Here is a 21828-nt window from a genome sequence, read left to right as displayed (position 1 = left end):
CCAGAATGGCCCTCTCTACCTGATTGACACGCTTGACAGCTACATGATCCAGGAGACCTCTGGTTCCGGCAAAGAGAACAACAACCTGCTCCTCCATAGAGAGGGGCTGATATTGAGGCTGCTTGAGCAACTCCATCAACCGCTCACCACGATGAATCAACTTTAAGGTTGAGGCATCAAGATCCGAGCCAAATTGGGCAAAGGCAGCCATCTCACGAAACTGCGCCAAGTCCAAGCGCAATGATCCTGCCACCTGTTTGGTAGCCTTTACCTGTGCGGAACCACCCACCCGCGAAACCGACAGACCAACGGAGATGGCGGGACGCATACCAGAATAGAACAGATCCGATTCCAGGAAAATTTGACCATCTGTGATGGAAATCACGTTGGTCGGAATATAGGCAGAAACGTCTCCACCTTGCGTTTCGATGATCGGTAGAGCGGTCAGAGAGCCACTGCCATAGTTTTCATTCAATTTGGCTGCCCGTTCCAGCAAACGCGAATGGAGATAAAAAACATCTCCAGGATAGGCTTCACGTCCGGGGGGACGACGCAGAATCAACGACATTTGCCGATAAGCAACAGCCTGTTTCGAGAGATCATCATAGACGATCAAAGCATGCATGCCATTATCACGATAATACTCACCCATCGTGCAACCCGAATAGGGTGCAAGAAACTGCATCGGAGCTGGATCTGAGGCGGTAGCAGCAACCACGGTTGTGTAGGCCATGGCACCGTGACTTTCCAAGGTTTTCACAACTTTAGCAACGGTAGAACGCTTCTGTCCAATGGCCACATAAACACAATAGACCGGTTTATTGGTTTCATGCGTGCGTTTTTGATTGATGATGGTATCGATTGCCACAGCAGTCTTTCCAGTTTGCCGGTCACCAATAATCAATTCGCGCTGTCCGCGTCCAATCGGTACCAAGGCATCCAATGCTTTCAAACCGGTATACAGTGGCTCATGCACCGATTTGCGGGTAATGATACCAGGAGCAATTTTTTCCACCACCTGCCGTTCCGTTGTTTCAATCGGACCTTTGCCATCGATAGGAGTGCCTAATGCGTCAACCACACGCCCCAGCAAAGCTTTACCAACTGGAACATCAACGATGCGACCAGTACGCTTGACACGCGAACCCTCCTTGATACCCACATCGGAACCAAAGATGACAATACCGACATTATCCTCTTCCAGGTTTAATGCCATACCCTGGGTGCCATCATCAAATTCCACCATTTCGCCGGCCATGACTTTATCCAGGCCGTAAGCACGGGCAATACCGTCTCCAACGGCGATTGTTTCTCCTACCTCGGAGATTTCAGCTTCCTGACCATAGCTGGCTATCTGCTTTTTGATAATTGCGCTGATTTCGGCGACGCTGATTTGCATCGGGATTACCCTCTCATGCTGGCTTTTAAACGTGTTAAATGATTACGGATCGAATAATCGACCATAATACTGCCCATGGTGATGACCATCCCACCCAAAATTCCAGGATCCGTCGTCTCTTCCAGACGTACAGACTTGCCGGTTATGGATGAAAGAATCTCCTTTAACTGGGAGGATTGCCCGCTGGTGAGCGGCATAAGAGCTTCGATCTTGACTGCCATTCGACCAGCTCTTTGATCCATATTATGGTTATAGGCAACAACAATGGCCTCCAGAAGGGCCATCCGTCGCTTATCGATCAAGAGTCGCAAAAAATTTTTGGTCACCGATGCCAGTTTTACCTTATCCATATAGGTAGCCAGCACAGCATGCTGTTCCGAACTTTCTGAGGTAGGACTAGACATCAAAAATTGGAGCGCAGGAAGTGATTGGAACAGGTGTAAAAAATCATTCAGTTCTTTGCCTACCGCATCCAGTTGGTTTTGTTCTATTGCCAGCTCAGCCAGAGCGATGGCATAACGTTTGGCTAGGGTACTTTCATGCACGGTAATCACTTCCTCCCGATGAGAACGGTTTACCCAGAAGAGAAACTCGTATAGGGTTCTCTGAGGTCGTGGGAGAGGTTTAACATAGATGATGCAAAGGTTCAACCGCCTTTTTTCAAAAAAATCTGCCTGATGCTGAAGCACTAGATTGCTTGAGGAGCACCTGACTTGACATAACGAGTCGTGTACAGATTAACATATTAATATTTCAGTAAATATGAACAATTTTTATATTGAGAAAGATAATTTTGACAAGGCTCATCTTGCCCTTTCATCAGGAGAGATAATTGCGCACCCCACAGAGACAGTGTATGGGTTTGCAGTTGATCCCTGGAATCCCCATGCTGTTGAACGTTTACAAAGACTTAAGCAAAGAGATGGGAGCAAAGGATTTATCCTTTTGATTCCTGAAAGAGCGACCCTATCAAACTTGATAGCGCAAGTCGACCCATTAGCCTGTCTGCTTATGGATCATTTTTGGCCTGGACCATTAACAATCCTTTTCCTTGCGAAAGAAGATGTGCCAAAATCCTTAACGGGAGGTGGCGAGTATGTTGCGATACGTCACTCTTCGTCAACACATGTTCAGGAGTTGATGAAGCGCTGGCAAGGAGCTCTTGTGTCCACAAGTGCCAATCAATCAGGTCACCCAACCATAAACTCCGCATCAGACATTGCAGCTTACTGGGGTGATAAGGTTTCGTGCATTATTGAGGGTAATGTGAAACAAAATAGTTTGCCCTCAACCATTGTTAAAGTAGACACTGGTAAAGTAAAAGTGATTCGTCAAGGCGCCATCAGCAGGGATCAAATTGATTTTATACTCACAAACAAGTAACAGAACATTTAAATAATTAGCGATAACAAATCGCCAGGTTCGAGCAATGATCCGGAAATTTTCTCAAAGTTTCATAAACATACATAACTAACGTCCCTGTTGAAATTCAAATCGTACTTAAAGCCATGATACCAGCCAGCAAAAAACTCGCTGATCCGATAGCCGCTTTAGCAACGCCAATGGGAAGTTCTGGTGTTGCAGTAATACGCTTGAGTGGAAGCGGATTGCCAAACAGTATTCTTCCTCTAGTTCGAGATAGCAAGGGTAGAGAGCTGACTAGAAATTTTTTTGTTCCACGACAGTTAATGCTTGTACAGCTTGTGGAACCACAGAATCTACAGACGTTAGACCAGTGTCTTATTGTCTATTTTCAGGCACCAAATTCTTTCACTGGTGAGGATCAACTCGAAATACATACACATGGTTCACCGATTTTGATAAAAAGAGTTTTGGTTCTGCTTGCTACTGTAGGTATTCGTAGTGCCTATCCGGGTGAGTTTTCTAAACGAGCTTTTTTGAATGGAAAAATTGATTTAACCAGAGCGGAAGCCATAATGGCCTTGGTTCATGCTTCCTCACTAAATGCGGTGCATGAAGCTGCACGACAAATGCAAGGAAGCATGGCGAAGTGCTGGCAATCGCTACGTGAAACACTTTTGACCATTTTGGTGCAATTGGAAGCAGAATTAGACTTTGCAGATGAAGAAATTGAATTTTCAACCCATGAATTTATTATAAACAAATTACTAGATGTTAGATCTTCTCTTGAAAAACTTATTAGCAGTGCACAGACTGGAAAGCAGTGGCAAGAGGGTTTTCATATTGTGATTGTTGGTAAGACCAATGTGGGAAAATCCAGTTTATTTAATAAATTGCTGGAAAAGGATAAAGCCATAGTTACTGATATTCATGGAACCACAAGAGATATTATTGAGCAGAGCCTAGAGTGGTCAGGAATACAGTTTCTCCTAGCAGACACGGCTGGATTGAGAGAGACTCAAGATACTATTGAGATTGAGGGAATGCGTCGGGCACATGACAGAGTCAAAACTGCCGATGGAGTTATTATTGTTTATGATATCAGGGAAGGTTTTGGAGAAGCGGAAAGAAATATTGCAAACCAGCATACTGATGGACATATTCTATATATAGCAAACAAGTTGGATTTAGTCAAAAGCAATCCATTAAGCAATAATCAAAATAGTGAAATGGTTGAAGAGATAAAGATTTCCTGCAAAACTGGTGAGGGTGTAGATGTTTTGCGCAACAAAATAATTGATAAATTTACCACAAACCAAACCCATCAAGAAGGCTCAGTAATTCTAGTAGCAAGACAACTGGGCATTTTGCATAACTGCTACAAATATACAAATGCTGCTTTAGATTTAGCGACCAACCGATCTGCATATGAACTGATAGTGGCTAATCTACGCTATATGTTAGAAGAAATTGCAGATTTGGTGGGTGAAATAGGTTATGATGAGCTATTGAACAATATATTTTCTAAATTTTGTATTGGCAAGTAATCACCAAAAATTTCTATGTTTCACGTGAATCCATGGCCATGGTTATGCTATCTAATAGATCTTATGATGTTATTGTAGTGGGTGCAGGTCATGCCGGATGTGAGGCAGCCGCTGCAACTGCCACAATGGGATTAAAAACACTACTACTAACACAAAACCTGGATACAATTGGTCAAATGTCCTGCAACCCGGCTATTGGCGGTTTAGGTAAAGGCCATTTAGTACGGGAAGTTGATGCACTCGGTGGGCTAATGGGACAAGTAGCAGACCGTGCAGGAATTCAATTTAGACTACTGAATCGACGCAAGGGACCGGCAGTAAGAGGTCCGCGAGCGCAAATGGATAAGGTGGATTATCGGCGTGAAATGCGTGCAGCACTTGACCGCCTGGAAAATCTAACAATTCGCCAAGGTGAAGCTCTTCAACTGATCAGTAAAAATGGTAAGATTGTAGGGCTACAAACAGATTGGCAGGAAGAGTATCACTGCAAAGCAATAATCGTGACAACGGGCACTTTTTTAAAAGGAGTAGCACACATTGGTGCGAGAACTTTTGCAACTGGCCGACTCGGTGACCAAGCCAGTAATCATCTAAGCTCTTCCCTGCAAGATTTAGGAATAGCATTACAAAGAATGAAAACTGGCACTCCACCACGTCTGGATGGAAGTACAATTAGATGGCAAGATTGTATTGAACAAGAAGGGGATTCTGAGCCAGTCCCATTTTCTTTTCTGACCAGCAAAATAACCAGAAAGCAGATTTCATGCTTCATTACAAGGACAACGGAAAAAACACAGGAAATTATTCAAAGCAACATTCAAAGGGCACCTCTTTTTTCAGGGCAAATAAAGGGAGTTGGTCCACGCTATTGTCCATCCATTGAGGATAAAGTTGTACGCTTTGCAGATAAAGATACGCATCAAATATTTTTAGAACCCGAGGGATATCATACTAGTGAAATTTACCCAAATGGCATTTCAACCAGTTTGCCAATTGACGTTCAGTGGCAGGTGGTACAATCAATAGTTGGATTAGAACAAGCTGAAATTTTGAGACCTGGCTATGCAATAGAATATGACATGGTCGATCCCAGGCAATTAGAAACCACATTTTCCGTAAAGGGAGTGCAAGGGCTCTATTTGGCTGGACAAATTAATGGCACAACCGGTTATGAAGAGGCTGCTGCACAAGGACTATATGCTGGAATCCAAGCTGCAAGATTCTGTCGTGAACAAGAAGCCATTCATATTTCCCGCTCATCAGCATATTTAGGTGTAATGATAGATGATTTAGTAACCCAAGGCATAGATGAACCTTACAGAATGTTTACATCACGAGCAGAATTTCGATTACTCTTAAGAACTGATAATGCAGATGAAAGGCTTACTCCACTTGGAAAGGAGCTGGGGCTAATTTCAACAAGCAGATGGATTAAATTTCAAGAAAAAATGAGTAACATACATTCAGCAAAAGAACGCTTGCAAATTGAAAAGCTTACGCTCTTCTGTCCCATTCAATCTAATGAGAACGAACATAGTACAAATAGTTCTACAAAAGAAACAAAAACAGCGTGGGAATGGCTAAAAAGAGATAAGATTGATCAAAAAAGTGTTCTTAAACAAGTGGGACTAGACACGTTGGATGATGAATGTATAGAGAAATTAATGGTAGATATACTATATGATGGATATTTGCAGAAGCAGGAAGCAGATGCTGAAAAGCTAACAAAGATTGATTTATTAAGAATACCAGAAAATTTAGACTGGAGTAATACACCAGGATTGTCTACAGAACTTCAACAAAAATTAAAAAAAATAAAGCCAGCTACATTTGGTCAGGCTAGTAGAATTTCTGGCATGACGCCAGCAGCACTTTCTATAATGCAAATATATATACAAAGCAGATTCAAAACTGCATAACCTACATATAACCAAACTAACGAGATTATAATGTCACAACTGATTATGCTTAGCTCTCTAAAAGAGTGGCTGACCCCTCATGAATATTTTAATAAATTTGCTTTTCCTGCAACTCATAACCTGGAATTAGCTTTGAAATGCAATAAATCTTTAACAAAATTTTTAGAGAATTTACTTAACACAAATATAAGTGTTTCTGTAGAAAACCAAGAAGAACTTAAACCAAATTTAAATAGAACTGAACTATGGGGTAAAGTTAGCATACCAGAAAATTCACCAATTATTGCTCGCTCAGCCTGGCTTATATCAAATAATAAAAGGGTTATATATGCCTACTCTGAAATTGCTGTTACCATGCTCGATAGGTCAGCAAAAAGTGCCATAGAGTCTAAGATTGAACCATTGGGTTCCCTGTTTCTGAATCGAGCAAATGATGTGGAACGCACAAATATTAAAGTAACGCAGGCTAAAAATGTTAATTTAAGTCTTGTTCTTAGTTTGGATTTAAACACAGTCTTTTGGTGTAGGCGCTCATTGTTTCGGGTAGATCATCAACTTTCAGCCAGAATACTTGAAATTTATCTACCAGAGTGTTGTACAGCCTAAAAGAGTTAAATATTTCCATGAAGCATCTAAACAAATATTTCCGATTAATGCGGGTTGATAAACCTATTGGCACCTGGCTCTTATTGTGGCCAACCTTATGGTCGTTGTTTGCCGCAGCACATCCAAACTATCCATCTTTATTCTTGCTTTCAATTTTTATGCTGGGTTCTTTCCTCATGCGATCAGCCGGATGTGTAATAAATGATATTGCAGATAGAAATTTTGATCCCCATGTAGAAAGAACAAAGAGCAGACCTATAGCATCTGGTGAAATTTCAGCAACAAAAGCAATGTTTCTTCTTATTACACTACTAGGTTTGGCTCTGATTTTGGCGCTGCAGCTTAATAATCTGGCGTTGACTTTATGCCCTTTGGGAGCACTACTGGCAGTAACATATCCTTATACTAAAAGAATTGTACATTGGCCACAATTCTATTTAGGCACTGCATTTGGCTGGGGGGTAGTGATTGCTTGGGCTGCGCAATCCAATCAAATTGAAATATCAACTTGGCTCCTGTTCTTATCTACACTATTTTGGGCTGCCGGGTATGATACTATATATGCACTAATGGATATTGAAGATGATATAAAAATTGGTGTCAAATCAACTGCGATACTGTTTGGCCGTCATGTTCTACTTCTAACTGCAATCCTATATTGTACATTTTTACTTCTGTTGGTATGGGTTGGAACACTGCAAAATTTAAGCATGATTTTTTACTTTATTATTGCTCTCTCTGCATTGCAAATGGCTTGGCAAATATTCATGGCCAAGCATAAATTTTTTTTTAAAGCCTTTCTCAGTAACAAGTGGCTAGGAGCTTTAATATTGCTAGGCTTTATTATCGGATAGGAAGGAAAAAATTCATAACTTTACACTATGCTAATCTAATCCTGTTCCTTGCTTTAATCAAAATGCAGTTTTATTGCACTATAAATTTTGTAACCTTTCAGGTTCATTCTGCCCTGTCAGATCTATCTGCATGGGGATGCTGTACGAATTAGCGCGCAATGCGCCCCAATCTGCACAACTTGATACCATTAGACGCGCTGCGCCGACGCAAAATGCGCGTCAGCTTACTGTGTAAAATGTGCGTCAACTTACTGTGTAAAGCGAGCTAAAAGCTAAAGATTCAAAGCAAAAATCCGTGGATTACATCCCTGGACCCGGTTAGGGAGGGGCCCTCCCTGGACCCGCAGTTTTTTAGGTGGTAAGAGTTACAAAATTAAAATAACTACAAATACACACTAACAGGTAATTTAACCTGGCAAACCGTCAACCCTGGCATTTGTGAGGGCTGCAAAGTACATTTTAATAAAAAGTGTAAAAGCAAAAATCCATAAGCAACCAGAAATCATTGCAGACGTTAGAGGTGACAGTGAATACAGAGTTACCCGTGCAATACTTGATAGTAAAATTAGTGACAAGCACAGTATATAATCAAAATCTGTATGTAAGGATCTCCCTGTATGCGTAAGAGTAACGCGACTCATTATTCCAACCGTAAAAAGACCCATAGCTGCAATTGTCAGTGTATGAAGAGCATCACTTTGACTCAGCAATACATTAAAGCAACTGAGACCCCTAAGAGCAAGACCGATAATAAGAAACAAGTAGCCAATATGAAGAATTGATAATATGGGTATCCTTATTATCTTCAGACTATGCCAACGTGAAAAGCGAATGAATTGTATAACAGACAACAGAAGAAAAAATAAACCAAGAACACTATCATTTTTGCCAACAATCTCACAAATCATTATTACTATCATTAATATAGAGCTGGAAATTTCTATCCACGGTTGAATAGAAAAATTTATTCCACTACTATTTTCTTCTAGAGCAGTTTTAGTAAACATTGGCATAATATGCCCACCTACCATAATCAAAAAAAATATGATAGCATCAATGCCAACGAAGAGACCTACATTTGACGAATATTGAATGACATTAAGCTCTTGAGCATAGTGGAGTATGTCACCCAAAAGGAAGAACGAAAGCAAAGCTGGAAAAATTCGATGGATTTTATTTCCTGTGTGCCATAGAGTTGGAGTGATTACAATTACAATTACAAGTGGAAATATGATTTCTGCAAGAGCTATCAACCATAAAGGTAACCATCCAACACTCAACATAGCCATTCTGCCAACAAGCCATATTAAGGCTAATTGAAAAAGGTGCTTACCAGATAGGGCTGGCTTTTTTGACCAAATTGGAGTAGCTGTAAGTAAGAATCCTGCGGCACTCGCAGAAATATATCCATACAGCATTTCATGACCATGCCAGGCCGCTCCAACATGATATGATAGTGAACTATTTATATTTAATAAGCTTATCATCCAAACAGCAACTGCGAATATTGCCCACAATGCTGATGCTAGAAAAAAAAATCTAAATCCATAGGCAAATAGTATACTACTGGATACACTTGAAATTCTCATTAAGGATCCCTTCACAAATTTATTTTGAATATTTGAATTAAGTCTAAAAAAAATATTTGCAGGGGAGGTTGATGATAAATGCGTATTCCACGAGTTTGTATACCAGGACTATATTCAAAAAATGAACTGATAATACCTAGTTTAGAAACTGAAAACTATCTTATACGTACATTGAGATTATCAATTAATTCTACCATAAACATCTTTAATGGGAAGGATAGAATTATATGGACAGCTACAGTACAATCTCTTAAACCGTTTCGAATTAAACTGCTTAATTCTTATGAATCCTTACCAGCTTCTGATTTTGAGTTTACAGTTGCATTGTGCATCTGTAAAATAAGCGCTTTAGAATTAGTTATACAAAAATCAACTGAGCTTGGTGTGTGTCGTGTCATACCTGTTATTTGTTCACACAGTAAAAGCCATGCAGAAGTACTAAATGAAAATAAGCTTCTTAGATTAAAGCGCATTGCTATTGAAGCCTGTGAGCAATGCGAACAACTGAAAATTCCTGAAATATGTAATCCCGTACCTTTTAATAATTTGGCAAACTATTTGGATTCTGGTGCTCGAATAATTTTGCAAGAGCGTTGTTCTAGCAATATATCGCTGAATAACATTGAACACAATGAAAAAAAAGCCACTATACTAGTGGGTCCAGAAGGAGGTTTTACTTCAGATGAGTCACATATGGCGCTATCAAAATTGAATTTTACACCTGTTAGTCTGGGCACAAGAATATTAAGATGTGAAACTGCCGTCATCTCTGCTTTATCCATTTGTCAATTTTTATGGGGTGATTTGAATTAGATGATTATCTATCGCTTATCAAGCAACAGTTTGCTTTATTGCATATATTTCAGCTTTCATTCTTCAGTAACCATCAGTTAAAGTCTTCCTATTTTAGGAAATTGGAAAATAATTTATGAAAAATTTACTTAAATATCTCTCTGTTTTTACTCTCTTAATTGTTCTTTTCTATATAATATTGCCGATATTTAAACATAACAACTCGTCAGTTTTTAGTAAAACACAAATGCTAATGGGAACCTTGGTTACTATTTCAATATGGGGTGAATCTTCATCCAAGGCAAGTGATACTGTTGATAAAGCTTTTGAAGAAATTTCTCGCCTTGAGGAAATACTTAGTTGGCAACGGCAAGGTTCTGAAGTTAACAAAATAAATAGTGATTCACGTGGAACATGGATCAAAATTTCTACAGATTTAGGTAGAGTAATCGAAAAGGGACTACTTATTGAAGAGCGAACAAATGGAGTATTTTCAATAGGATTGCAAAAACTTACTAAAATTTGGGGTTTTTCTCAAGATCTTCAGCAGGATGTGCCACCCTCAGAAAATATAATTTCAGATTGGATTACGCATTATCCATCTGTAAATGCTGTTCAATTAATGAAAAATCAAGATAGTCAATATTCTATCAGTTTACTAAATGAATATGTCGCACTAGATTTGGGAGCGCTTGGTAAAGGATACGCAATCGATAGTGCAATTGAAATATTATTAAAAAATGGTATACATAATGCAATTGTGAACGCTGGAGGTGATTTAAGAGTAATAGGTACAAAGGGAAATGAACAATGGAAAATTGGCTTACAAAATCCACGCAAGTCCAAAGAGATTATTTCAGTTTCTTTATTGAAAAACAACCTAGCCATGATGACATCTGGCGACTATGAACGCTTTTTTGTTCATAATGGAATTCGTTATCATCATATCCTTAATCCAAAAACGGGAATGCCAGCATGGTCAGGTTTAACCTCTGTAACTGTTCAAGGTCAGAACGCTACTCTTATTAATGGATTATCTACTGCTCTTTTCATTTTAGGAAAAGAGAAGGGACTAAAAATGTTAGAAAATTTTATCGGCACTGAGGCCTTATTGATACCAGAAACCGGCAATCCTGTTCGTACTAAAAACTATATTGGCGATATTTTTACCACTTATAATAGCAACTAAAAATGAAAACGATTCTTCAATTCTTAAATATAATTAGTAAATCAACAACATCATTAGATAAATTGGTATTAGTTGTTACTTTATTTTATATTTTAATATATATATTTCTTCAAACTAGTACTACCCAAGGAAACTACACAGAAATATATTTAGACAATAAACTATTAAAGACCTTACAGCTCACCTATAATCAGAAAACGGAAATTTTGGGACATTTAGGGGTTGTAGTAGTTGAGATAGACAGTATGCGGGCGAGAATTGTTGAATATAAAAGCCCAAAAATGATCGGTACTAGAACAAACTGGATTAGTGGATCAGGTGCCATTGCAGCATGTATTCCATGTGGTGTTATGGTTAAAATAGTTAATGATTCATTTTCATACTCTAATAATTCGGAATATGATGGTATAGCACAATGAACAGATTGCATTCACCGCGAAAGCAACTTGCTATTTCATATTTGGCAGCGGCTGCATCTTGTGCTCATGTTTTTGAAGCTAATTTGCCAAGCTTTGGACCATGGTTTAAACCTGGCATAGCTAACACCTTCACAGTTGTGGCGCTCTTTCAGCTTGGTATAAAAGCAGCGGCACAGGTAACATTTATAAGAATATTAGTAAGCTCACTTATATTGGGTACCATTTTTTCACCTACCTTTGCATTGAGCGTTAGTGGTTCTCTTGGTGCTATATTTGTTTTATTAATACTATCACCATGGATAGCAAACTATATTTTTTTATTTCGTACTAATCTTGAAGAAAATAATAGTAACTATATTAAAGTTGGTCCAGTTTCAGTATCTCTTCTTGCTTCTTTAGCACATATAACACTACAGCTTATAACAGCAGAATGGATTATTTTTGGCCACAAAGGTATAATGCTTCTTCTACCTTGGCTTCTTTTGAGTTCCTGGATTACAGGAATTGTGAATGGATTTGTTTCCTATCAAATTTTATCGCGGAATATATATAACTCATCGTTTCACGGTGCTGCTAAATGAATGCTATTAAAAAAGAAATTGTTATAGGGTGGATTACTTCTGCTACACTGCATGTTTTACTGCTTATTCTCATTTCTTACTATATATCATACTCAATTGTTGATAAAGATGAAGCTGTTACATTTGTTGAGTTAGTAAACCCATTTAAAGATAGTGAGGAGCAAGAAAACTCAACTGGGATAGCACAGAGTAGCATTAAGGCCGAAGAGGTTTTGGAGAGGAGTGTAGATGATACAAGAAAGAAGATTGACCAAGCTTTAAATAGCCAAACCTCTAAATCACTACCAGCACCCTTATCTACTCCTAAACCTGTATCTAAACGTGCTGAAAATAAAAAGGTAATTCAGGAAAAACTGCCTGTGCAAAAGGCTACCATAAAGCAGCAAGAATATGCTGAACAATCTATAAATGAATCAACACAATCAGAGAGTAATGTTCCTTTAAATCTGACACCTTCATTAGAGTCTGTGAACCAGTGGGACAAAAAAAGGAAGGCTTCATCAAATATACAAAATAGTGGAAGTTTGGATCCAATTGACCTTAATACAAAAAGTGCAAAATTTGGTGACTATTTTTCTCAAGTCAAACAACGAGTCACTTGGAGTTGGACCTACCCACAACAAGCCAAAAATTCCGGACTATCAGGAAATGTTGATGTTGTTTTCACTTTGAACCAAGAAGGAAGAGTAATCGATATAAAAGTGACACGTAGTTCACATGTGGAAATACTGGACTATGAAGCAGTTAACGCTATACAAAAAGCGTCTCCGTTTGGTCCATTGCCGGAAAATTGGCAATTAGATAAGATGGTTATTAAGTCTACTTTTGAATATATTCTAACTAACTCTGGCATGAGAATTATAAAGTGATTATAATATATTAATATATTTACAATATTAAGCTTATAACTAACAGACTAAATTTACACATATTACGGCGTTCAGCAAACAGTTTCACGTGAAACCTCCCATACAAATTTTTGACTTTCAGAAAAAGTGTGACCGCAAATGATCATATCAGACTCACAGCGGATGTGGTTCACCACTCAATTGCTGTCTTACTACAAACTTTCAGGTAGAACCCTCCCTTGGCGTACTGATAGTAATCTCTATAAGATATGGGTATCTGAAATAATGTTACAGCAAACAACAGTAAAGACAGTCATTCCATATTATGAAAAATTTATAAATGCATTTCCTACCGTGTTAAAATTGAGCGCAGCTTCTCTTACAGAAATTTTGCTACTATGGCAAGGTCTTGGTTACTATCAGCGGGCAAAAAATCTATATCTAGGTTCCAGAATAATTTCAGAAATATATCAAGGTGCGATGCCAGGTACACTAAATGAATGGCTTAAAATCCCTGGTGTCGGTTTGTCCACAGCCTCAGCTATACTAGCAATCGGAACTAACCAGTACCATACAATTCTTGATGCAAATGTTAAGAGAGTAATAACGCGATTTTTTACTATCTCAAGCAATAATCATCCGTCAAAATATAATAAAACCTTATGGGAAGTGGCTCAAAAACTTACCAGTAAAGAAGAACCTGGAGACTATGCACAGGCAATTATGGATCTTGGTGCAACAGTATGCCTAAATAGAAATCCAGAATGTGGAAAATGTCCCATACATTTACATTGTAAAGCATATATAAGTAACTCTGTTCAGAACTATCCTGAGAAAATCAATCGGAAACCAAAAACTACCTACAAAGAGGTATGCTTACTAATTAGGAACCAACATAATAAATATTTATTTGTAAGAAACGATAAAAATAAACTGCTTGAGTCACTTTGGCAGCCTCCAACTTTCCCCTGGCCTGAAACCAATAAAATTCCTACTTTGGATTCAATAAATGGACTCTTTACTTTACATTATCCTGAATTTAGATCTGGAAAAATAGTAACTCTTTCAAAGATTACACATGATTTTACCCATCGAACAAACGATGTGTACCCATTTTGTATACATACTGAAACAAAAAAAAATCCAACTGGCACATGGCTTGAAATCGAAGAATGGAAATCGATACCAGTGTCAACTCTCTATCAAAAAGTTCTTAAAGCCTATTTGTCTGTAGAACAGAGCTAACTTCTCACTAAATCAAAGGTCTTTATATTGATAAATTCAGTGCTTAGGTTTAAAATCATGCCTTGTCACCGTCGCATCAACTTCAGTAAGTTAAATTTGATATTGCCTCTTGTCGCAGATACTCAAACATGGTAAAGTAAATCAGTTTCAATTAATAATTATGGAGTAGAATATGTTAAATCTTTTGAATTTGCTTCCCATCGCTCTACTGGTATGGATCACCTGGAAAGCATATCGAACAGGTACAACGCATGATCGGGTAGATGCATATTTTCAAAAATATCGGCTAGCTACTGGACGTAAGTTCCACAATTTTTTTGGCGTTCCTTCTGCTGATCTGTAAAGCGAAAGACTCCAAAAATAGACAAACTGACCGTTTCTTGACTATACAAGGGCCTGAAATATGCGTATAAAGCGTATTGGAGTCGTTCTTGCTGGATGTGGTGTTTATGATGGTGCAGAAATTCATGAAGCCACATTGACACTTTATTTTTTGGATAGAGCTGGTGCTGACATAGTATGCACAGCACCAGACATCCTTCAACACCATGTAATAAATCATTTCACAGGTACAGAAACCTCTGAAACCCGAAATGTTCTTGTTGAAGCGTCGCGTATTGCAAGAGGCAAAATTACTGATTTGTCTAAAATTTCTGCAAACGACCTGGACGGTATCATCTTGCCTGGTGGTTTTGGTGCTGCTAAAAATCTATCCACATTAGCATTCTCAGGATCATCCCCCATAATTAATAGTGATCTTGCACGCTTGCTCAATGACTTGCACAGCGAGGGAAAGCCAATAGGTGCTATTTGTATATCACCTGCTGTTGTAGCTCTGGCACTCAAGGAAAAGGGGGTCTTGTTGACGATAGGTGATGACAAGGAAACAGCCGCTTCTATTGAAGCCACAGGAAACAGACATCAGGAAAGCAAATATTCTGAAATTGTGGTTGATTCTGAAAATAAAATTGTGAGTACTTCTGCTTACATGTGCGCACAGTCAATTGGAGAAGCCGGAGTGGGTATTGAAAAACTTGTACAACAGGTTCTCTCGTGGAGCTAAAAAATTCCTCTGCTGCACGGATGATCTATGGCTCAAGTGAAAATTCCGCCGATCTTCTCTATGCAACTGGCATATTTATACCGGACCCCTTTTGGTACATCCAAGATAATTTGGGAGAGTCACACATTATCTTGAGCGCTCTGGAAGTGGATCGTGGACGTAGAACTGCTCATGTAAAGCATGTCCATGAATGGTCAGAACTAACCAATCGCTTTCAATCAATCCTTCCTACTGATAAAAATATTGCTGAAAATCTACTGGTAGCACAACTTCTTAAGCAACTACAAATTGTTCAAATTAAAGTACCAGCCGACTTTCCTGTCGCACAGGCTGATTTTTTCCGTAAAGAAGGCTTTCAGTTACATGTGTCTGATTATCCATTCTGGAATGAACGTCAATTCAAAACGCAGAAGGAAATCGAAGCTCTCACAGAAGCGCTTCACCTGACTGAAAAAGCGATGATAGTTGGTATTGATTGCATTGCCTCATCCACAATTGCTAGTGATGGATTTCTTTACTTAGGCGGAAAAGCACTCACAAGTGAACGAATAAGAGGTGAAATTCATGCATTTTTAGTGCGACATGAAGCTATGCCACACCGTACTATAGTGGCAGGTGGTAAACAGGGAGCGGATCCCCATGAAGTCGGTTCAGGGGTATTAGCAGCACACCAACCAATAATTATTGACATATTTCCACGTATGACCCATTCCGGTTATTGGGGGGATATGACGCGAACAGTATGCCGTGGAGTGGCTACAGAACGATGCCAACGCGCATGGCAAGCCGTTAAAGAAAGCCAGGAACGTGCATTTGCTCTTATCCGCTCGGGAGTTGATGGCAAGGATGTACATGAAGCAGTTCATGAACATCTTGTCAATACAGGCTTTTTAACAGGTCGTTCTGCAGAAGGAAAGCAAGAGGGCTTTTTTCACGGAACTGGTCATGGTTTAGGTTTAGAAATTCATGAGCAGCCACGAATAAGCTGGCGCTCCTACCCTTTACAAACTGGACATATAGTAACCGTTGAACCTGGCCTATATTATCCAGACATGGGAGGAGTTCGCATTGAGGATGTAGTTCTGGTTGAAGAGAGTGGCTGCAGAGTCTTAACCACACTGGAAAAGGTGTTTCAGATTTGAGCTCAATCTTGACAAGAAATTGCATTAATTGATGTGCGCTTGCAACTGCATTCAATAATAACAGAGGCTAACCTATTCTTTGCTGGCTTTGAGTAGGCGTAACCATTCAAGTTCGTGTTGGCTCGCCAGCTCTACCCCCATGGGGATACTGTGCGGATTGGCGCAAAAATGCGCGCCAATTCGCACAGCTTGCTTCCATTAGGCGCTTAGGCCGACGCAAAAGGCGCGTCGGCTTCGTGTGTAAAGCGCGCCAAAGGCAAAGGATTACAAGCAAAATCCCAGGGATTCCATCCCTGGACCCGGCCAGGGAGGTGCCCTCCCTGGACCCGCAATGTTTTTGGGTGGTGAATAGTTACGAGTAGGCAAACAAACAGTCCAAAGTGAGGTAAACAACTATTCACCTCCACCATTTGCCTGCATGACACTCGTTTGAATGGGGTGCCAGCCCTTGTACAAAAATCCAGCATGTCCATCAATGCCAATTTCATCACCTTCACGAATAATTTCAGCATCCACTTCACAACGATCCTCACTTTGTCTAATGGTTAGGCTGGCACAACCGACCACACATGTTTTCTCTAAGCGTGCAGCAACAATGGCCGCATGCGATGTTTGGCCACCACGTGTAGTCAATAAACCATTTGCCAGTGCTATCTCTTTGATGTCATCTGGGACCGTATCATAGCGAATTAAGATCAAGGATACATTGGGATCAACAGCTCTGCGTTTCTGAATTTGCTCCAAATTAAACACGGCAAGGCCACACAAAGCACCACCGCTTACACCCAATCCTCTCGCCAGGCGATTTTTCTTTAATAGCGGTGTATCGCGAAATCTGTGATAGATGGCTGCACCATGTTTTGTAGTCAACATATCGCGACTTTGCAACAGGTACAAGTTTTCCGGATTTGGACCTTCAAATGTAAATTCAATCTCTTGGGGGTTCCATCCCTCTTCATACACCAATCTTTGCGAAATTTGGCGCAGCTCATTATAAATTTCTGGATAGCAGATCTCTAAACTCGAAGAGGGATCACGTTTATCATAGTGACATTGTTCCAGGGAGATTGGGTTGGTCGTCACTAATCCTCCTACAATATCTTCCCCTTGATTGCCAGAGGTATAGTCACCCCAGAGGAGCACTCTATCCAACTTGCGATGCGGATGACCAGTAAAGAGAACTCCTGATCCTGAATGATCATGCAAATTGCCATAAACCATACGCTGTAAGACAACTGCAGTACCCCAATCATCTGCAATATCCATAATGCGTCTATACTCTTTTGCCTTTGCAGAGTTCCAGGAGGCAATAACTCTCTTAATTGCAGCCAATAACTGCTCCCAAGGATCCATGGGAATGGGAATACCCAAATTAAGCGCTGTTTGATGATATTCCTTGGCTAACTCTGACATTTGCTGTGTGGTCAACTCTCTTTTGCGCTTAATAGCATGTCTAACTTTTGCTGCCCACATGAGATCACTGAAAGCACTACGAGGCGCATTGAAAGACATGCTCCAGGATTGAATAAAGCGACGATAATTATCCCAGGCAAAAAAGTCATTTCCATAAGAGCGTGCCAAACCACTCACTATTTGCTCATTGATTCCAACATTATGGATTGTCTGCATCATACCGGGCATTGAGATCAGAGCACCACTACGCACTGACAGCAGCAGAGGAGTCTCAGGATGTCCAAAGCGCAAACCGGTTTCACTCTCCATTCTGGAGACCTGGCGCCGCAAGCGCTCCATAAAATCCTCTTCTGCCAAGGGAAAAGAGTGAATCACATCCTGACAACGAAAATATTCCGTTGTCAAAACAACACCTGAGGGCACAGGAGCCGCACAGCGTACCAGCTCAATTAAATTAAATCCCTTGTTGCCTAGATGGATGAGAGTACGTGTTCTTTGGTCGGGTGTATGCAAAGGACAAAACAGTTTAGCAGGATCATAGGTCATAATTCCCGTAAGCAAATCCGGTGAGAGCAACTCCTGCTGCTGCAGAAGAATACGCCGCAATCGGGTAATCAACAGATCGAAGGCCTGCAGACCAAAGGTTTCAGCAATTAAATCCCGCAAAAAGGCTTCACTGATCCGTTCCAAGGTCGATACTTCATCATCATCCTTTAGTGCTGCAAAGCGCGGCATGAGCATCTCTTGCGGTATCATTGACACAAGTATAGCCAAATTATCTCTGTGGTGCGTTGTATAGTATGTGTGAATGACATCCTTGATACCTTCAGAAAAATTTCTGAAAATATCTAAATATTGATGAAAAGAAAATTGATTAAGTTCAAGAAAACGATCCAGAACCTCACACATATTTTCCATGCGTCGTGATACAATTCCATCCAATTTTAGCGCACGCAAAAATATTTTGAGATATTTTGATACCTTAAAAAATGTTGCTCGCGTAACAAATGTTTCCGGAATCCGCAGATGCAGCTCTTCCAAATCAAGTTTGGCCAGATTTTCCAAACGAAAACTGAGAGCCAAGGCATCAAATTTCATCTCCTGGTAACAGCCATAGACCGAGGGAATATCCACTGCAATATGGCGCTTTTGGAAAATCTCTTCACGAGCCGGAAAATGTTCATTACTCAAAACAACCTCTTTGAGTGACTCCAAGGCATTCAGTGTAGCCTCAAGGCGGGTATATCCGGTACCACCCTTTTCTAAAATTGCCAACAATGGAGTAATTCGTGGAATACCATGGCCAATTGCTTGCAGCAGAGGAGCCCGAATGCCCAAAAAGCCAAGATTATATTTCAAATCAAGCAGATGGTAGAGTCGAATCAGCAATATTACCCGCCGGCGATCAACCTCTGGAAACTCCGTTCGGGAAAAAATTTGCTGTTGCAGAGCCTCATTGGACCAGTGCAGTGGTGAACTCTCTCGAGCCGTATCATCAAGTTCGTTCACTTGGCCTTGTTGACAAAGAGACTTTACCAAATGGTGTACACCATCAAACCAAATACCAGAGGGCTCAATATCTGCCAGTACAGCAGAAGAGACCACACCCTCCAGAACTGTTAAATTACCAGTTCTCCAATAGATAAAAATATTTTGCACCAAATCTACGATTCTGTTGGTACTTTCCACATGACATTGCTTGCGTAAAAAGTGAATCAGGCGGTCCTGGCGTCGAGATATTTCATCCAGTTCCGTAGAGACTTCACGCAGTTCACCCTCTGCACCAATTTCATTATAGTAAACGGGTAACAAACGAGCAAACTGCTTGAAAAGGTTATAAATAGGTCTGATTTCACTGTTGAGCAGATGCGTGATCTCTTTTTGGAACATATCGGTATCACGAATCAGTACACCACTTAGCTTCAGATTGATAATAAGGGCTGAAAGAAGTGTTGAAGACCATTTAGGATTATGACTGAGCAGCTTTACCCAGACACGAATATTGTAAAGATGTGAGGGGTTACAGAGTGGCTGCCAATCATCACTTACACCACGAAAAGCGCTATATTGAAAGCCAAAACGCACCACCTGCCCCAAAAAAGCTTCAACGAGCTGACTGTTTTCATGCTTAAAGACCTCTGCCCCCAAAACCTCAATATTTTGCAGGGCGGTGCGAGGATATTTCACAACATAGGCTTTTAGTAGTGCAAAAGCTCGCAACAGTGACACATGAATATCATCAAATTTTTGTTCCAACTCCACCAAATGGATCAAACTGCGATTGATCTCCCGTAGCGTTTCTTCATGAATCAAGGTCAAGCCATCTGTTTCCATTATATGAAAAAGAAAGCGTAATTTACGTTCCTCGACAATTTGTTGATTACTGGTCGAGGTATCACCACTCGTTTGGCCCAACTGCTCTGCGGCATTACGGTACCCGCGAACAATATCAATGAAACTGGGTAGCTCCACCAGCCGAGCGAGCAATGACAAATCATGTGGTTGGGTGGCAAGCTCTTCAAGAGCAACCAGAGCTGCGCGCAAAGACCGATGGGATATATCATCACAGGGATGGGTATTGCGCACAGCAAACCACTCTGGATCAGATTGGTGTAACCAGTATTGATAGGTCGCCAGAAGCGAACGAATTGCCAACATACAAATCGGTTTTGGATCCAAGGGAAAGGAGAGATATTCTCCAGACTTATTCACCTTGCGCAACAGCAAGATAACAGTACGGCGCAAGGGATTATGTGATTGTGCAAGTATCAATAGACATTCGACCGACAGAGCTGCAAATGTCTGGAAGAGTTGGTCAAATGCTGGTGCATAGTCGGGTAAACGTGCAGGTGAGATCAAAGAGACCATTTTATCGACATAAGCCGTTAACCCTTCAAAAGCCAGGTGGATGTCACTATCCTGATGCAGCTCTTGCAGGGCCACAAGAAACAGGTCACATAGCAATGAAAAGCAGTCCGGTCCTCGCGGGTCGGCACTGAATCGATTGGCATTTTTCAGAACAAAGCCGCGCAATTCGGGCAAGAGAATCCGCCAGTTACGAAAGGGATGATTCCATTCCGTCAGCAAGCGATCCAGCAATTTGAGAACACCGGCATCACGACCCACCACGGTACGTAAAATTTCCTGACGCGGATCGATGGTTATTTTGCTCACCAAGGTTTCGCGCAAATTGGCACGCAACGCCCCAGAGTCTGGTTGCCGTGGTGGAGTGTCGGAAAAAAAAGTATGAATCATCATTCTCTTCATTGGGCAAAAGGGTCAAAGAGAGTAAGCATGTGCAGGGAGGACAACACGGAACCTTTCTTCCAGAGTAAATTCACGGCATACTGCCAGAAAAATGAATTAATCAACAGCCCCTGCCAGAATTGACCGCATGCCTCAGATTCGCGTAACCGAAATCGTACCCTTCAGCCAAAGCCAGATGTACCATCTGGTTGTGGATGTGGAGCGTTATCCCGATTTTTTACCATGGTGTATTAAAAGCCGCGTTCTTGAACGGGGTGAAAATCAATTTTTAGCGGAACTTACTGTTGCCTTCAAGGGGATTCGCGAAAGCTTTCAAACCTTGGATATTCTGACCCCAGAACACAAAGTGGAGGTCAATTTACGTTCGGGCCCATTTCGATATCTGGCAAGCACCTGGACCTTTACGCCATTGAGCGCACAACGAACCCGAATCGATTTTTTTATTGATTTTACTTTCCAAAGCCGGATGAAAGAGATGTTACTCGGACCGGTTTTTACGCAAATTTCCAAGCAGATGGTTACTGCATTTTGCACTCGGGCAGTTGCTACATTCAATCAGCGCTGTGACACTCCCTCCAACCAGACGTGATCTT

General features: G+C 40.6%; 18 protein-coding genes. 14 read left to right on the top strand and 4 right to left on the bottom strand.

The features are described from left to right. On the bottom strand, positions 1-1399 hold a 1399-nt coding region (gene atpA / locus EJP87_RS01440), incomplete at its 3' end, for a F0F1 ATP synthase subunit alpha (protein ID WP_130470080.1). Between the two features lie 5 nt (positions 1400-1404). Continuing rightward, on the bottom strand, positions 1405-1944 hold the full coding sequence (atpH, locus tag EJP87_RS01435; protein WP_193771048.1) for an ATP synthase F1 subunit delta: 540 nt from the start codon (positions 1942-1944) through the stop codon (positions 1405-1407). A 217-nt stretch (positions 1945-2161) separates the two neighbouring features. On the opposite strand from atpH, the gene EJP87_RS01430 reads away from it, so the two are divergent. From EJP87_RS01430 to ubiA, 5 genes are all read left to right on the top strand, one after another. Beyond that, on the top strand, positions 2162-2782 hold the full coding sequence (locus EJP87_RS01430; protein WP_130470078.1) for an L-threonylcarbamoyladenylate synthase: 621 nt from the start codon (positions 2162-2164) through the stop codon (positions 2780-2782). Positions 2783-2907: 125 nt separating this feature from the next. Beyond that, positions 2908-4308 (top strand): tRNA uridine-5-carboxymethylaminomethyl(34) synthesis GTPase MnmE, encoded by a 1401-nt coding sequence (mnmE, locus tag EJP87_RS01425; protein WP_130470077.1) that lies wholly within the window; start codon positions 2908-2910, stop codon positions 4306-4308. A gap of 32 nt (positions 4309-4340) precedes the next feature. Continuing rightward, complete coding sequence (mnmG, locus tag EJP87_RS01420) at positions 4341-6227, top strand: tRNA uridine-5-carboxymethylaminomethyl(34) synthesis enzyme MnmG (RefSeq protein WP_227657395.1); 1887 nt, start codon at positions 4341-4343, stop codon at positions 6225-6227. 30 nt (positions 6228-6257) lie between these two features. Beyond that, positions 6258-6833 (top strand): chorismate--pyruvate lyase family protein, encoded by a 576-nt coding sequence (locus tag EJP87_RS01415; RefSeq protein WP_130470076.1) that lies wholly within the window; start codon positions 6258-6260, stop codon positions 6831-6833. Positions 6834-6850: 17 nt separating this feature from the next. After that, a complete protein-coding gene (gene ubiA / locus EJP87_RS01410; RefSeq protein WP_130470075.1) occupies positions 6851-7687 on the top strand; it encodes a 4-hydroxybenzoate octaprenyltransferase in 837 nt (278 codons plus the stop codon). A gap of 407 nt (positions 7688-8094) precedes the next feature. Here the strand turns inward: ubiA and EJP87_RS01405 are convergent, their stop codons facing one another. Beyond that, on the bottom strand, positions 8095-9276 hold the full coding sequence (locus EJP87_RS01405; protein WP_130470074.1) for an NnrS family protein: 1182 nt from the start codon (positions 9274-9276) through the stop codon (positions 8095-8097). 78 nt (positions 9277-9354) lie between these two features. Here EJP87_RS01405 and EJP87_RS01400 point away from each other — a divergent pair, with 78 nt between their 5' ends. The 8 genes from EJP87_RS01400 (at position 9355) to EJP87_RS01365 (ending at position 16555) form a co-directional block, all read left to right on the top strand. After that, a complete protein-coding gene (locus tag EJP87_RS01400; protein WP_130470073.1) occupies positions 9355-10089 on the top strand; it encodes an RsmE family RNA methyltransferase in 735 nt (244 codons plus the stop codon). 115 nt (positions 10090-10204) lie between these two features. After that, the gene (locus EJP87_RS01395; RefSeq protein ID WP_130470072.1) at positions 10205-11257 is read left to right on the top strand and encodes an FAD:protein FMN transferase; all 1053 of its coding nucleotides are present in this window, start codon (positions 10205-10207) and stop codon (positions 11255-11257) included. 2 nt (positions 11258-11259) lie between these two features. Beyond that, on the top strand, positions 11260-11676 hold the full coding sequence (locus EJP87_RS01390; RefSeq protein ID WP_130470071.1) for a NusG domain II-containing protein: 417 nt from the start codon (positions 11260-11262) through the stop codon (positions 11674-11676). Next, positions 11673-12257, top strand: a complete 585-nt coding sequence (locus tag EJP87_RS01385) for a Gx transporter family protein (RefSeq protein WP_130470070.1) — start codon at positions 11673-11675, stop codon at positions 12255-12257. Before EJP87_RS01390 ends, EJP87_RS01385 begins: the two co-directional genes overlap by 4 nt. Continuing rightward, a complete protein-coding gene (locus EJP87_RS01380; RefSeq protein ID WP_130470069.1) occupies positions 12254-13126 on the top strand; it encodes an energy transducer TonB in 873 nt (290 codons plus the stop codon). Before EJP87_RS01385 ends, EJP87_RS01380 begins: the two co-directional genes overlap by 4 nt. A 138-nt stretch (positions 13127-13264) precedes the next feature. Beyond that, positions 13265-14350: an A/G-specific adenine glycosylase gene (gene mutY, locus EJP87_RS01375; protein WP_130470068.1), complete on the top strand. Its 1086-nt coding sequence runs from the start codon at positions 13265-13267 to the stop codon at positions 14348-14350. A 403-nt stretch (positions 14351-14753) separates the two neighbouring features. Continuing rightward, positions 14754-15413 (top strand): isoprenoid biosynthesis glyoxalase ElbB, encoded by a 660-nt coding sequence (gene elbB, locus EJP87_RS01370; protein WP_193771046.1) that lies wholly within the window; start codon positions 14754-14756, stop codon positions 15411-15413. Then, positions 15404-16555 (top strand): M24 family metallopeptidase, encoded by a 1152-nt coding sequence (locus tag EJP87_RS01365; protein ID WP_130470067.1) that lies wholly within the window; start codon positions 15404-15406, stop codon positions 16553-16555. The genes elbB and EJP87_RS01365 overlap by 10 nt, the downstream gene beginning before the upstream one ends. Positions 16556-16948: 393 nt before the next feature. Here the strand turns inward: EJP87_RS01365 and EJP87_RS01360 are convergent, their stop codons facing one another. Next, positions 16949-21010, bottom strand: coding sequence for a PEP/pyruvate-binding domain-containing protein (locus EJP87_RS01360; RefSeq protein WP_227657394.1), 4062 nt, complete (start codon positions 21008-21010; stop codon positions 16949-16951). 352 nt (positions 21011-21362) lie between these two features. Here EJP87_RS01360 and EJP87_RS01355 point away from each other — a divergent pair, with 352 nt between their 5' ends. Beyond that, entirely contained in the window at positions 21363-21824 is a 462-nt protein-coding gene (locus EJP87_RS01355; RefSeq protein ID WP_130470065.1) for a type II toxin-antitoxin system RatA family toxin, read from the top strand. Positions 21825-21828: the final 4 nt, after the last annotated feature.

Origin of the sequence: Candidatus Magnetaquicoccus inordinatus (assembly GCF_004217665.1) — a bacterium.
Classification (GTDB): domain Bacteria; phylum Pseudomonadota; class Magnetococcia; order Magnetococcales; family Magnetaquicoccaceae; genus Magnetaquicoccus; species Magnetaquicoccus inordinatus.
This window is presented reverse-complemented; position numbering and strand designations above follow the sequence as displayed.